The 14157-nt window shown below is 66.5% G+C and carries 14 protein-coding genes; 12 read left to right on the forward strand and 2 right to left on the reverse strand.

The features are described from left to right. Nucleotide 1: 1 nt before the first annotated feature. The 3 genes from Q8M13_RS12815 to Q8M13_RS12825 are packed head-to-tail and all read left to right on the forward strand — an operon-like array spanning nt 2 to nt 4318. Nucleotides 2–688 carry an ABC transporter ATP-binding protein gene (locus Q8M13_RS12815; protein ID WP_305300341.1) on the forward strand — a complete coding sequence of 229 codons (687 nt, stop codon included), beginning with the start codon at nt 2–4 and terminating at the stop codon, nt 686–688. Beyond that, nucleotides 678–3230, forward strand: a complete 2553-nt coding sequence (locus Q8M13_RS12820) for an FtsX-like permease family protein (protein WP_305300343.1) — start codon at nt 678–680, stop codon at nt 3228–3230. The genes Q8M13_RS12815 and Q8M13_RS12820 overlap by 11 nt, the downstream gene beginning before the upstream one ends. Further along, complete coding sequence (locus Q8M13_RS12825) at nt 3230–4318, forward strand: carotenoid 1,2-hydratase (protein ID WP_305300344.1); 1089 nt, start codon at nt 3230–3232, stop codon at nt 4316–4318. The genes Q8M13_RS12820 and Q8M13_RS12825 overlap by 1 nt, the downstream gene beginning before the upstream one ends. Here Q8M13_RS12825 and Q8M13_RS12830 read toward each other — a convergent pair. After that, on the reverse strand, nt 4315–5241 hold the full coding sequence (locus Q8M13_RS12830; RefSeq protein ID WP_305300345.1) for an aminoglycoside phosphotransferase family protein: 927 nt from the start codon (nt 5239–5241) through the stop codon (nt 4315–4317). The genes Q8M13_RS12825 and Q8M13_RS12830 overlap by 4 nt on opposite strands. 4 nt (nt 5242–5245) lie before the next feature. Then, nucleotides 5246–6334, reverse strand: coding sequence for a zinc-binding dehydrogenase (locus tag Q8M13_RS12835; protein WP_305300346.1), 1089 nt, complete (start codon nt 6332–6334; stop codon nt 5246–5248). 94 nt (nt 6335–6428) lie between these two features. Between Q8M13_RS12835 and fabD the strand changes: the two genes are divergently transcribed. The 9 genes from fabD to Q8M13_RS12880 all read left to right on the forward strand — a co-directional run bounded on the left by fabD (nt 6429) and on the right by Q8M13_RS12880 (nt 14141). After that, complete coding sequence (gene fabD / locus Q8M13_RS12840) at nt 6429–7373, forward strand: ACP S-malonyltransferase (RefSeq protein ID WP_305300347.1); 945 nt, start codon at nt 6429–6431, stop codon at nt 7371–7373. Nucleotide 7374: 1 nt separating this feature from the next. Beyond that, nucleotides 7375–8115: a 3-oxoacyl-[acyl-carrier-protein] reductase gene (gene fabG / locus Q8M13_RS12845; protein WP_305300349.1), complete on the forward strand. Its 741-nt coding sequence runs from the start codon at nt 7375–7377 to the stop codon at nt 8113–8115. Between the two features lie 138 nt (nt 8116–8253). Then, complete coding sequence (locus tag Q8M13_RS12850; protein WP_056019455.1) at nt 8254–8493, forward strand: acyl carrier protein; 240 nt, start codon at nt 8254–8256, stop codon at nt 8491–8493. Nucleotides 8494–8578: 85 nt separating this feature from the next. Continuing rightward, nucleotides 8579–9862, forward strand: a complete 1284-nt coding sequence (gene fabF, locus Q8M13_RS12855) for a beta-ketoacyl-ACP synthase II (protein ID WP_305300354.1) — start codon at nt 8579–8581, stop codon at nt 9860–9862. Further along, nucleotides 9859–10947, forward strand: a complete 1089-nt coding sequence (mltG, locus tag Q8M13_RS12860) for an endolytic transglycosylase MltG (protein WP_370870048.1) — start codon at nt 9859–9861, stop codon at nt 10945–10947. Before fabF ends, mltG begins: the two co-directional genes overlap by 4 nt. A gap of 50 nt (nt 10948–10997) precedes the next feature. Then, nucleotides 10998–11879, forward strand: coding sequence for a YicC/YloC family endoribonuclease (locus tag Q8M13_RS12865; protein ID WP_305300355.1), 882 nt, complete (start codon nt 10998–11000; stop codon nt 11877–11879). 80 nt (nt 11880–11959) lie between these two features. Continuing rightward, entirely contained in the window at nt 11960–12610 is a 651-nt protein-coding gene (gene gmk, locus Q8M13_RS12870; RefSeq protein ID WP_305300356.1) for a guanylate kinase, read from the forward strand. A 457-nt stretch (nt 12611–13067) separates the two neighbouring features. Further along, nucleotides 13068–13616, forward strand: coding sequence for a pantetheine-phosphate adenylyltransferase (coaD, locus tag Q8M13_RS12875; protein ID WP_305300357.1), 549 nt, complete (start codon nt 13068–13070; stop codon nt 13614–13616). An 87-nt stretch (nt 13617–13703) separates the two neighbouring features. After that, nucleotides 13704–14141 carry a hypothetical protein gene (locus Q8M13_RS12880; RefSeq protein WP_305300358.1) on the forward strand — a complete coding sequence of 146 codons (438 nt, stop codon included), beginning with the start codon at nt 13704–13706 and terminating at the stop codon, nt 14139–14141. The last annotated feature ends 16 nt before the right edge of the window (nt 14142–14157 follow it).

The raw sequence follows: 14157 nt of genomic DNA on the forward strand, positions 1-14157 counted from the left end.
CATGTCCGACACGCCACCGGTTCTGAAAATTGTATCCCTGACGAAGTCGGTCCCCGGCGGCCGGGTCCTGTTCGAGAACCTGAACCTTGAACTTCAGGCCGGCGAGTTCGTGGCGATCATGGGCGAATCCGGCGTCGGAAAATCGACGTTTCTCAATCTCATCGCCGGACTCGATCAGGCCGACGCCGGAGCCATCGCTATCGACGGCGTCGATCTGGCGGGCCTGAATGATGATGCTCGGACCTTGCTTCGGCGCGATCGGATCGGGTTCGTATTCCAGGCCTTTCACATCCTGCCGCATCTCACCTTGGGCCAGAACGTGGCCTTGCCGCTGGTGCTGCAACAGGCGCCCGGCGAAGGGGCGCTGACCAAGGCGCGAGCGATGATGGAGGCTGTGGGGCTCGGCGGGCGGGCCGAGGACTATCCGCGTCAGCTTTCTGGCGGTGAACTGCAGCGGGTGGCCATCGCGCGGGCGTTGGTGCATCGACCAGGCCTGCTGCTCGCCGACGAGCCGACCGGCAATCTGGATCCTGAAACTGCAACCCGGGTTCTGGCGGTCTTCGCCGATCAGGTCCGGCGCTCGGGTGCGGCGGCGGTGCTGGTTACTCACTCAGAGGTCGCCGCTGCGGTGGCCGACCGCACCCTGACCCTGGCGCGTTCGGGCCTGGTGGAGCGCCATGGCCGCTAAGGGAGCCGGCCTCGCCGCGCGATGGATGATCCTGGGCGAGTGGCGGGCCCATCCGATGCGGGTGGTGACGGCCGGCGTGGCCATCGCCATCGGGGTCGCACTGGGCCTAGCCGTCCATCTGGTCAACGCCTCGGCGCTCAGCGAATTTTCGCGGGCGGTCAGCACGGTCAATGGCGACGCCGAACTGCAGGTCAGGTCCGCCGCCCCCGCCGGTTTTGACGAGCAGCTCTATCCGCGCCTGGCCCGGTTGCCCGGCGTGAGCGCGGCCAGCCCGGTCATCGAGTTGAAGGCTACGACCGGACGTGCTGACGAGCAGATCACTGTGCTCGGCCTGGATGTCCTGCGCGCCGCGGCCGTGACGCCCAGCCTGCTTGGTCGCCCGGTGGCGGCGGAGGGTGAGGGAGCGCATGGCCCGACAAACGACGCGCCGTTCGACGAGGATGCGATTTTCCTGTCGGAGGGCGCGCTCGAGGGTAGGGCGGTCGGGCAGCTGATCGTCCTGACGGCGGGCGGGCGCACGGCGACGTTCAGGATTTCGGGCGTCGCCTCGGGCATCGGCGAGGGACGGAAGGTGGCGGTCCTCGACATCGCCGCGGCGCAGTGGCGGCTGGGCGAGATCGGCCGGCTGCAAAGGATTGATCTGAAACTGGCCGAGGGCGCCGACGAGACCCGGATGAGGGCGGTTATCGCAGCGGCGCTTCCCGCCGACGCCCAGCTGGTGACGCGCGATAGCGAGGCCCGTCGCAGCGATAGCCTGAGCCGGGCCTATCGGGTCAATCTCGACATGTTGGCCTTGATGGCGCTCCTGACCGGCGGCTTCCTGGTCTATTCGGCGCAGTCGCTGTCGGTCGCGCGGCGGCGTCCTCAGTTCGCGTTGCTCCGGGTGCTTGGCGTGCGTCGCAACGCGCTGCTGGCGCAGGTCCTGGTCGAAGGGATCAGTGTCGGTCTGGTGGGCGGACTGGCTGGCCTGGCCCTGGGCTTCGGACTGGCGAGCGGCGCACTGCACCTGCTCGGCGGCGACCTCGGCGGCGGTTATTTCGGCGACACCCGTCCCGAACTGGTGTTTTCGCCGCTCGCCGGATTGGTGTTCCTGGTGCTTGGCCTGATGACCTCGATCGTTGGGAGTCTGGCCCCGGCGCGAGAGGCCGCTCGGGCTCAGCCCGCCGTCGCACTGAAGAATGCTGGCGATGCGGTCGATCCACGAATATCGCCACCGATCTGGCCGGCGCTGGCCTTGTTGGTCGCCGGCGGAGCGGCGGCGCTTGCCCCGGCCGTCGGCGGCATCCCGCTGCTCGGCTACGCGTCCATGGCGCTGTTGCTGGCGGGCGGGGTGGCGGCCATGCCATGGATCGCCCGAACGTTGTTGGGACCCGTACAACATCTCAGCCTGAGGTGGGCGGCGGTGGACCTGGCGTTCAAACGGCTATGGGGCGCGCCGTCGCAGGCGGCCGTCGCTCTTTGCGGCATTGTCGCCAGCACCAGCTTGATGGTCGCCATGGCGGTGATGGTCTCCAGCTTCCGCGGATCGGTCGACGATTGGCTGCAACAGCTCTTGCCGGCCGATCTCTATATGCGCGTCGATGGCGCGGGCGCTGGCGGCGGCTTCGATCCCAAGGCGCAGGCCGCATTGGCCGCCACGCCGGGGGTGGCGACGATCATCTTCCAGAAGACCACCAGTTTGATGCTGGCCGCCGATCAACCGCCGCTGGCCATTGTGGTTCGCCCGATGAGGGGCCCGGAGGCCGCCAATCCTCCCCCGGTCATCGGCCGCGAGTTGGCACCGCCATCGGGGCAGACGCCGGTATGGGTTTCCGAGCCTGCGGCATGGCTCTACGGCTGGAAGCCCGGCCAGCAGATCGTGCTGCCCATCGCCGGCGCGCAGCCCTTCTTCGTGGTTGGCGTCTGGCGCGACTATTCGCGTCAGCATGGCGCGGTGACGCTCGACGCTCGCGACTACACACGGCTGACAGGAGACTATTGGCGAACAGAGGCCTCGGTCGATGTCGCCGAAGGCCGCTCACCCAATCAGGTCATGGAGGCTCTCCGCGCCAAGCTTCCGGCCGATGTCGCGCCGCGCGTGACCTTCGCCGAACCTGCAACGCTGCGAGCCTTCGCCCTTCGGATTTTCGACCGGAGCTTTGCGGTGACCTATGGCCTGGAGGCTATCGCTATCCTGGTCGGGCTGGCGGGCGTCGCCGCAACCGTGTCTGCCCAGACCCTGGCGCGGACCAAGGAGTTCGGCATGTTGCGTCATCTGGGCGTCACCCAGCGGCAGATCGTCGCCATGCTGGTCACCGAGGGCGCGCTGCTGGGCGCGGTTGGCGTGGTGGCTGGGATTGGACTGGGACTGATCATGAGCCAGGTGCTGATCCATGTGGTCAATCCGCAGTCGTTCCACTGGACGATGGAGACCAAGCTTCCTTGGGCCCTTCTGGCCGGCGTCGCCTTCGCCCTGGTGGCGTCGGCCGCTGGGACCGCCCTGCTGGCTGGCCGGCGCGCGCTGTCGGCTGACGCCGTCCGCGCGGTGCGGGAGGATTGGTGATGGCGCGGTTTCTGGCCCTGCTGGCGGCGATGCTGGTCCTGGCGAGCCCGGCGGCCACGCAGCCAAAGTCGGCTGTGCGGCTGCCCGTCTTTCCTGCGGTCGAACCGGGGGCGCCGTTGCGGTTCCCAGCGGACCACGGCGCGCACCCGGACTTCAGGACCGAGTGGTGGTACGTCACCGGCTGGCTCGACGCGGGCGACGGCCAGCAGATCGGCTTCCAGGTGACCTTCTTCCGATCGCGCCCGTCGATCGATCAGCGCAATCCGAGCGCGTTTGCGCCCAAGCAGATTCTGTTCGCCCATGCGGCGCTTTCGGACCCCAAGCTTGGCAAGTTGCTGCACGACCAGCGGGCGGCGAGGGCGGGTTTTGGATTGGCCGAGGCCGCGACCGGCGACGCCGATATTGTAATCGACGACTGGCGCTTTCATCAAACTGCCGATGGTCGCTTCAAGGCCAAGGCGGGCGGCAAGGCCTTCATGCTCGACCTGAACTTCGCGCCGACCCAGCCGATCCTGCTGCAGGGGGAGGGCGGATATAGTCGCAAAGGACCCAGACCCAGCCAGGCCAGCCACTATTACAGCATCCCGCAGCTCCAGGTTTCGGGGACTGTGACGCGAAACGGGAAAGCGGTTCCCGTGAAGGGTTCGGCGTGGCTGGACCGCGAATGGTCCTCGACCTTGCTGGATCCCAAGGCAGTCGGCTGGGATTGGGTCGGGCTCAATCTGGATGATGGCGGGGCCTTGATGGCGTTCCAGGTGCGCGACGCCGCGGGCCAGCCCTTGTGGGCCGGAGGCTCGCTGCGCGGTCCAGATGGAACCGTCACGCGTTTCACGCCGGGCATGGTGCGCTTTGGCGCCGAGCGCATCTGGCGTTCGCCTCGCACGGGGGGGCGATACCCCGTCGAACGCTCGCTCACCATCGCCCTGCCGCAGGGCGAGCGGCGCTGGAATTTGAAGCCGTTGTTTGACGACCAGGAACTCGACAGTCGCGCCGCGGGCGGCCCCATCTATTGGGAGGGGGCGGTGTCGACCGATGGCGGGCGCGGCTATCTGGAGCTGACTGGTTATGTCAGCCCCATGAAGCTCTAGGCGGCGGCCCACGCATCCGCGACGGCCAGGAATTCTCTGGCGAGGCGCGGCTCGCCGAGTTGGTGCAGCAGCAATCCGGTCGAGACCCGTTCGATGAAGCCCCATTGCCAGATGGGCTCGGGGTCCACGCCGGTCAGGCGGGCGAGCAGCTCGCAACGGCGCCGCCCGAGTTCGAGCGGATTCCCGGCCAGGAGTTTCTCGCCCCACTCCCGCATGGGGATCGCCAGGTCGTAGGCGCGCTCGACGAAGAGGCTGTCCGGGTCGATGAACTTGAAACAGGCCTCGTCGCCGGGAACGGCCAGGGTATTGGCGGCATGGGCGTCGCCGTGGGCCAGCACGCAGGTGTCTGGATCGAAGGCTTCGCGGCGCAAATCCGCGAAATGGTAGGCCACATCGACCGCCCGCTGCGAGCAAACGCCGGCGAAGTCGCGCCACAGCCCGGCTATGAACGTCGCCAGACTGTCGGCCTTCTCGGCCCCAGTCATGAACCCGCCTCCGTCCGGACTGGCCGACCAAGTTTCACGCAAGGTCGCGCAAATCGCCTCGATCTGGGCGCTCACGGGTAGGCCCAGTTCGCTGAGTTGCGGGCCGAGCTTTTCCATCAGGATCGCATTGCGGTCTGGATCGTGGCGGAGCACCGTCACGTAGCCCCGGCCGCCGAAGGCCAGCAGCGCGCGGACCTGATCGTTCCCAGGCGTGAGCCCGGGCATCATCGCCTTCAGCACGACCTCCTGGCGGTCGCGAGTACGGCAGGACACCACCAGAGCATCCGTGCCGCCGGTGAGTACGCCGATGGTCTCCAGATCCCACTCGCGCGCCAGGCTGGCGGCCACGGCGGGCAGGTCGTCGACCCAGCGCCGGCCTTCCTCGCCGCGAAGCAAGGCCCGCGCCCGCACGATCTCCGGAACCTGGAGTTCGCGCACGCCGCTAGCGCAGGTCCGGCTGGACCAGGATCTTCACGTGAGCTTCGGGGTCGCCAAGGTCCTTGAAGGCCTGGGCCACGCCGTCGAGACCGACCGCGCCGGTGACGACGCCGCTGACGTCAATGACGCCCTGGGCGATGTTGTGCAGGGTCTCGGCGAACTCCTCGGGCGTGTAGCCAAACACGAAGGTGAGCTCGATCTCCTTGGTGATGGCGATCGCCGGCTCGATCCGGTCGGTTTCCATGCAGACGCCCGCCACGACGATCTGCGCGCCGGCGGGGGAGGCCTCGATCAGGCTCTGAACCACGCCGGGCGAGCCGACGCACTCGAACACGACCGGACGGCCGAACGAACCGCCCATCATGCGGACCATGTTCTGCGCCGCGCGAGCCGTGGGAACCCCAAAGCCTTCCCAGCGGGTGTGGGGGCTCTCGACCGCTGGGTCGATGACCACGTCTGCGCCAAGCATTTCGGCCGCCGCGCGGCGACGCGGGGAGTAGTCGGCCGCGATCACCGGCCCATGTCCCTTGGCCTTCAACCCGGCGATGACGGCCAGACCAACCGGCCCGCAGCCGACCACGAGGGCGACACTGTTAGGGTCGAGCCTGGCCTTGGCCACCGCGTGCGCGCCGACGGCGAACGGCTCGGTCAGGGCGGCCTTGTCGGTCGGCAAGCCGTTGGGGACTTCCAGCAGCAGAGCTTCGGACAAGATCATCTGTTCGGCGAAGCCGCCGGGCAAGTTGTTGGAAAAGCCGAGCATCTCGACGCCGCCAGCCGGGGTCAGGGTGGCGGGGATCGAGACGATACGTGCGCCGGCCTTCAAGGTCTTGAGCGTGCCTGGACCGTGATCCAGGATTTCGGCGCAGAACTCGTGACCGAATACGGTGTCGGCGGTGGGATCGAAGCCATTGGTCATGCCGCCGTTGGCGCGGCTGGTCAGGTCGATCATGTGCTCCATGTGATGCAGGGCGTGGAGGTCGGACCCGCAGATGCCGCAGGCGAGCGTTCGGACGAGGACCTGGCCTTGATCCGGCTTCAGATCGGCGATTTCGTCACAGACCAACTGCTTGTCGCGCCGGATGACCGCCCGCATTGCTCTCTCCCGTCCTTGATCGCCCACCTTGCCGGGGCTTGGCATATCCCCTAACCCTCCCGGCTCGGAATCGTAAGTGCGTGGGAGACGCGCAATGAGCCTCGCCTTTCTTTTTCCCGGTCAGGGCAGCCAAGCTGTCGGCATGGGCGCCGACCTCGCAGAGGCCTTCGCCTCAGCCAGGGAAGTGTTCCAGGAAGTCGACGACGCCTTGGGCCAAAAGCTGTTCGCGCTGATGCGCGAGGGGCCGGAAGATCAACTAACCCTGACCGAGAACGCTCAGCCCGCCCTGATGGCTGTTTCGCTGGCGGTCACCCGGACCCTGGAGAAGGAGTTCGGCGTCGGGATTGAGCGAGCCGCGTTCGTCGCGGGCCACTCGCTGGGTGAATATTCGGCGCTGGCCGCCTCTGGCGCGATCAGCCTGGCCGACACCGCCCGGCTGCTGAAGCTGCGCGGCCAGGCCATGCAGCGGGCCGTTCCGGTCGGCGCCGGGGCCATGGCCTCGCTGATCGGACCCAAGACGGACGTGGCCCTGGCCGAGGCCGCGGCGGAAGCTGGTTCGGCCGCTGGCGTCTGCGTGGTCGCCAACGACAACAACAACGGAAATGTCGTGATCTCGGGGGACAAGGCCGCGGTCGATCTGGCCATCGAGAAGGCCAAGGAACTCGGCGCCCGCGCCATTCCGCTGAACGTCTCGGCGCCGTTCCACTGCCCGCTGATGCAACCGGCCGCCGACGAGATGGCGCAGGCGCTGGCCAGCGCCACCATCCTGGCCCCGCGGGCGCCCCTGGTCGCCAACGTCACGGCGCGTCCGACCCTCGATCCGGAAGAGATCCGCCGTCTGCTGGTCGAACAGGTCACTGGCCGCGTCCGGTGGCGCGAGAGCATGATCTGGCTGGCGGGCGAGGGCGGGGTGACCCGCTTCGCCGAAGCCGGCGCCGGCAAGGTGCTATCGGGGATGGCCAAGCGCATCGCCCCGGACGCCGAGGCCACGCCGCTGAACACGCCTGCTGACCTCGAAGCCTTTGCGAAGGGACTCTGAGATGTTCGATCTGACCGGAAAGACGGCCCTGGTCACCGGGGCGACCGGCGGCATCGGCGGCGAAATCGCCAAGGCGATGCACGCGGCCGGCGCCCATGTCGTCCTGTCAGGCACCCGTGAGGCGGCCTTGCAGGACCTGGCCCAGGTCCTGGGCGAGCGCACATCGGCGGTCGCGGCGAACCTTTCGGACGCCGAATCTGTGGATGGATTGATCGCTCGCGCCGAAGAAGCGGCCGGCGCCGGCCTCGATATTCTGGTCGCCAACGCCGGAATCACCCGCGACGGGTTGCTGATGCGGATGAAGGATGAGGACTGGGACGCGGTCCTGAAGGTCAATCTCGAGAGCTATTTCCGCCTCAGCCGCGCGGCGATGCGCGGCATGATGAAGCGTCGTTCCGGCCGAATCATCGGCATCACTTCGGTGGTCGGCGTGATGGGCAATCCGGGCCAAGCCAACTATGCGGCGTCGAAGGCGGGCATGATCGGCTTCTCGAAAGCCTTGGCTCAAGAGGTCGCAACACGCGGGATCACTGTAAATTGCGTGGCGCCGGGCTTTATCGAGAGCCCGATGACTGACGCGCTGAATGAGCAGCAGAAGGCGCAAATCCTAAGCACGATCCCGGCTGGCCGTCTCGGTTCAGGCGGTGACGTGGCCGCGGCATGCGTTTATCTGGCAAGTAATGAAGCTGGCTACATGACGGGACAAACCCTTCATGTGAACGGCGGCATGGCCATGATCTGAGCCCGCTGGCGTGGCCGTAGCGAACATGCTACGTCGCCGCCCGAACCGGCGAGGCGAAGGTCTCAACCTGTATGTTTGCAACGGTTGACATCCTGTCAGTCGTCGCAGATGGATTTAGAAACAAAGGGACTTAAGCGAATGTCCGACATCCTCGAGCGCGTGCGTAAGATCGTCATCGAACATCTCGACGCCGATCCTGAGAAGGTCACCGAGAAGGCGAGCTTCATCGACGACCTGGGCGCTGACAGCCTCGACAACGTCGAACTGGTTATGGCCTTCGAAGAAGAATTCGATATCGAAATCCCCGACGACGCTGCGGAGCATATTCAAACCGTTGGCGACGCGGTGAAGTTCATCGGTGAGCGCCTGGGCGCCTAAGGCAACCCACGGAATTCATTGACTATTCGACCGCCGCGAAGCTCTTCGGAGTTCGCGGCGGTCTGCGTTTTGGAGGCCCCCACGCATGCGTCGCGTCGTCGTCACCGGTATCGGTCTACTCACCCCTCTCGGCCAAGGCGCCGAACTTAGCTGGCAAGCCATTTTGGCCGGCAAGTCGGGTGCGGGACGGATCACCACTTTCGACCCCACGGACTACGCCTGCCAGGTGGCCTGCGAGATTCCCCGCGTCGATGGACGCGGCGGCGGTGGCGCAGGCGTCCCGGGATCGTTCAACCCGGACGACACCATGGCCCCCAAGGACCAGCGCCGAGTCGACGATTTCATCCTCTATGCCATCGCCGCGGCTGACGAGGCCGTGAAGGATTCTGGTTGGGTTCCCGAGTCCGACGAGGACAAGGAGCGCACCGGGGTCATTATCGGATCGGGAATTGGCGGCCTGGCCACCATCGAGAAGACCTCGATCGAGCTCTACGAGAAGGGCCCCCGCCGGGTCAGCCCGTTTTTCATTCCCTCGGCCCTGATCAACCTCGCCTCGGGCCAGGTCTCGATCCGCCACGGGTTCAAGGGGCCGAACCACTCGGTGGTGACGGCTTGCGCGACCGGTGCTCACGCCATCGGCGACGCCGCGCGGATGATCAAGTACGGCGACGCCGACGTCATGGTGGCGGGCGGCGCAGAGGCGGCGATCTGCCCCGTGGGCGTCGCAGGCTTCATTGCCTGCCGGGCGATGTCGACCGGCTTCAACGATGCTCCCGAAAAAGCCAGCCGCCCCTATGACAAGGACCGCGACGGGTTCGTGATGGGCGAGGGCGCGGGCGTCCTGGTCCTGGAAGAATACGAACACGCCAAGGCGCGTGGCGCGAAGATCTACGCCGAGGTGGCCGGCTATGGCCTGGCTGGCGACGCCTATCACATCACTGCTCCAGCCGAGGACGGCGACGGCGGGTTCCGCGCCATGAAGGCGGCGATCAAGGACGCCGGGATCGACCCGTCCGAGATCGACTACATCAACGCCCACGGCACCTCGACGCCGCTTGGCGACGAGATTGAACTGGGCGCCGTCACGCGCCTGCTGGGCGATGCGGCCAAGGGCATGACGATGTCGTCCACCAAGTCGGCGACCGGCCACCTGCTTGGCGCCGCCGGGGCCATCGAGTCGGCTTTCGCGGTGCTCGCCATCCGCGACCAGATCGCGCCGCCGACGATCAATCTCGACAACCCCTCGGTTGAAACCGAGATCGACCTGGTTCCGAACAAGGCCAAGCCGATGAAGATCGACATCGCGCTGTCCAACAGCTTCGGCTTCGGCGGCACCAACGCGTCCGTGGTCTTTAAGAAGGTCTCGTGAGCCGCAAACCTCGCAAAGCCAAAGGCAAGGGACGTCGGACCGCAGGTCTCTCGCCCATGCGCCGGTTTATCATCATGCTCGGCAGCGCCGCGGCGACGCTGGGCGTGGTCGTGGCCCTGGTCCTGGCCTGGGGGCTGTGGTCCTACCAAGGGCCCGGCCCGGCGACCGACGGCGGGGAGCCCCGCGTTGTCATGTTGCGCAAGGGGGCGGGCCTGACCGAGATCGCCTCGACCCTCGAACGCGATGGGGCGATCCGTTCAAAGGCGATGTTCGCCGCGGCCGCCCAGGTTACCGGCGCGGCCAAGTCGCTGAAAGCGGGTGAATACGAATTCAAGAGCCGCGCCTCGATGGCCAGCATCCTGCGCGACATTCGCGACGGCAAGATCGTGGTTCATCAGGTGACGATCCCCGAGGGCATGACCTCGCAGGCGGCGGTTGAATTGTTGATGGCGCGCCCGGACCTGACAGGCGACGTGGCCGCACCTCCTGAAGGGGCGATCCTGCCGGAAACATATCAGTACGAGCGCGGCGAAGACCGCGCCGCCGTGCTGAAGCGGATGATGGACGCCCGCGACGAACTGCTCGTGCTGCTCTGGGACAAGCGCCAGCCCGGCCTGCCGATCACCACGCCGCAGGAGGCCGTGACCCTGGCCTCGATCGTCGAGAAGGAAACCGGCATCGCCAGTGAACGGCCGCAGGTCGCCTCGGTGTTCGTGAACCGCCTACGCGCCGGCATGCGGCTGGAGAGCGATCCGACGATCATCTACGGCCTGACCGGCGGCAAGCCGCTGGGCCGCGGTCTGCGAGCCTCGGAGCTGGCTGTCCCGAACCCGTACAACACCTATCAAATCGACCGGCTACCCCCGACGCCGATCGCCAATCCGGGCCGTGCGGCCTTGGCGGCGGTGCTCGATCCGCCCAAGAGCGACGCGCTGTTCTTTGTCGCCGACGGCACCGGCGGCCATGTCTTTGCTCCGACCTACGAAGAGCACCTGAAGAACGTCGCCAAGTGGCGCGCGATCGAGCGGGAACGCGAGGCCAAGGCGCTGCAGGACAAGGCCGCCGAGCTGAAGGCTGGGCGGTGAGCCATCGCCGGGTGTGACCGGCTTGCCCATTGGACGGGCGGAGAATTCTGATGCCGCTATCTGGAATGACGGGCTTTGGTCGGGCTGAAGGTTCGGCCGCCGAGTGGAGCTGGGCGGTCGAGGCGCGCTCAGTGAACGGGCGCAATCTGGAGATCCGCTTTCGCGGCCCTCCCGGTTTCGACCAGCTTGACCGCGCCGCACGTGACGGCGCGCAGAGCCGTTTCGCGCGCGGGCAGGTGAGCGTCGGCTTACAGGCCAAGAAGGCCGAGGCTGGCGTTCAGGTGCGGGTCAACCAGGAGCAACTGGACCGATATCTGGACCTTGGCGCGCCGTTGATCGCCGCCGGCCGGGCGGGGCCGCCGAGCCTCGACGGCCTGCTGGCCTTGCGCGGCGTACTGGAAGTCGTGGACATCGAGGATGATCCGGAGGCCCAGGCGAGGCTGGAGGCCGCGATGGCGCTCTCGGTCGGCGCGGCGTTGGACGCCTTGGCCGCTTCACGGCGCGAGGAGGGTCTGGCGTTGACCGCAGTGCTGGTGGCGCTGGTTGACCGGATCGAGATGCTGGTGGGCCGTGCCCACGCCCTGGCGGAGGGACAGCCGGCCGCGATCAAGGAGCGTTTCGAGCGCCGGATGGCCGAACTGATCGGCGAGGCCGCGCCCGCTGACAAGATCGTCACCGAGGCGGCCGCCATGGCTGTGAAGGCAGACGTCCGCGAGGAGTTGGATCGGCTGCGGGCCCACGTGGACGCTGCGCGCGGGCACATCGTCGGCGAGGGCCCGCAAGGACGCCGCCTGGACTTCCTGACCCAGGAGTTCATGCGCGAGGCCAACACCCTGTGTTCAAAGTCCGCGCTGAGCGCGATGACGACGGTCGGGCTGGACCTGAAGGCCACCATCGAACAGTTCCGCGAGCAAGTGCAGAACGTGGAGTAGTCACCGTTGGTGACAGTTCCCCTTGAAGGGGAGCATCTAAGTGCGACCGCTCCCAGGCCGGGAGCAACTGGAAGAGATTGATGACCGACGACCACGCCAAGCCTTGGGAAACCACCCGTCGCGGCCTTCTCCTGCTGGTCTCCAGCCCGGCCGGAGCGGGTAAGACTTCGCTTTCGCGGCGACTGGTTTCCGACCACGCCGACCTGACGCTGTCGATCTCCTGGACGACGCGGGCGCCACGGCCAGGCGAGGAGGAGGGCCGTGAGTACTTCTTCGTCGATCGGCCCGGCTTTGAGGCGATGATCGCCAAGGGCGGGTTCCTGGAGTGGGCCGAGGTGAACGGCAATCTCTACGGCACGCCGATGGCGGCCGTGATGTCCGCTCTCGATGAAGGCAAGGATGTCCTCTTCGACATCGACTGGCAGGGCGCCAAGCAGATCGCCGAGAAAGCGCCGGACGACAGCGTGCGGGTGTTTATCCTACCGCCGTCGTGGGAGGACCTTTCGCGCCGCCTGCATGCCCGCGCGCAGGACAGCGAAGAGGTGATCAACCAGCGTCTGGCGCTCGGCAAGGAAGAGATCGCCCACTGGCGGCTCTACGACTACGTCATCGTGAACAAGAATTTCGACCGAGCCTACGCCGATCTTGGCCATATCTATCGCTCGGAACGGATGAAGCCCGGCCGCAATTCCTGGCTGCCCGAGTTCGTGGACGGCCTGTTGGCGGAGTAGCCCGGCTCAAAATCAGCACGACCCTGGGGATAACAGCCGAAAACAACCAGAACTGAGTCGCTCAAGCCTTCGTGTTCTGTCTTTGTTCTAGTCATGGAGGTGCTCATGGCTAGACGCGACGGGCCGCCCTTGCTGGCGTGCGTTGGGATGGATCGGCATCTGGTGGCGCGTTGCGCTTCGCCCGGGTGCGAGCGAGCCACGCCATGCGATCCGACGATCTGGGTGGCGCAGGGGCTTGGCGGCCTGCCGCTGGGCGCGTTTTCCGAGCGATTGCGCTGCGTTTGCGGATCCCGCCGAGGACGGCTGCAAATTGAAAGCGGCCCGTTCCCGGATGTGCAAGCGGGCGGCGGTCTCTACGTCTTCCGATGAGGTGCGCAAACGAGCATCCAGCCAAGCTTGGACTGTTGCAGCGCCCGCATGCTGCTATCGTCCGGGCGAAGGGCGGAGAACAGATCAAATGCTCAAGCCGGCCAGGACGAAGGCGCTCTACGCAGGATCGTTTGATCCGGTGACGCGCGGGCATCTGGATATCATCAGCAAGGCTCTGATGACCTTCGACGCCGTGCATGTCGCCATCGGAACCAACGTCCGGAAAGCGCGGGCCTTCGGCGTGGCGGAGAGCCAGGCGCTTATCGCGCGCTCGATCATCGAATTCTGGCCTGAAGCGGCCGACGGAGAGGATCCGCAACCAGGCGCGACGCTGTTCGGCGGCGCGCTGGAGATCGGCGAGTTCACCAACCAAAGCCTCATCGGCTATGCCCGTAAGATCGGAGCCACGCACATCGCGCGGGGCCTTCGGGAGGCGAGCGATTTCAACGACGAGTTCAACCTCCACGGTGTGGCAGGGCGGATAGATCCGTCCATCCCAATGGTGCACTTCATCTGTGAGGCGCAGTACCTTCACGTATCGTCGAGCACCGCCAAGGAGTTGGCGGTCATGGGCGAACAGGTCGGCTGGTTGGTCATGCCGTGCGTGGAGGCGGCCTTCGAGGCGCGCCGCAGATAGGCATCCTGCGCGTGTTTAGATTGGCGTAAAAGGTTCAGGTTGTTAGGCTTCGGATTGGCGCAAGACCGCGCCAATCTGGAGCGCCTCATGGACATTCCTTGCGCGATCCTGATCACCGCCTTCTGCCTGCCGGATTCGAACTTCAGGCTTGAGGTGAAGTCGGGGCCAGACGGGGCTGTCGCCATCGTCACGTCCGGCGAAGTTCGCGCCAATATCCTGCTCTCCGACGATGACGGCGCGCCTCCGACCCAGATGGATAGGCAACTCTGCTATGGAGGAACCTGCGTCGATTATTCAGCGCGGCTTAGGGACGACGCCTCATCCATCGAACTGCTCATCGCGGCGGGCCGGGGACGGGAGCGGTTCATTCAACTTCGCGGTCCCCTTCAGCCAGTGACGGATTTCTCAGCTCAGATGAGCTACGTGGTCGACACCCGCGATGGCTGGGTGCGGATCCCCCTCAGCGAATTTCTGCCCGCAGTCGATACGCCGGTTGATGAGCCGCCGTGGCCCTATCGCTACTGACAGTCGTAGGGAGAAG

Origin of the sequence: Phenylobacterium sp. (assembly GCF_030681155.1) — a bacterium.
Lineage (GTDB): Bacteria > Pseudomonadota > Alphaproteobacteria > Caulobacterales > Caulobacteraceae > Phenylobacterium.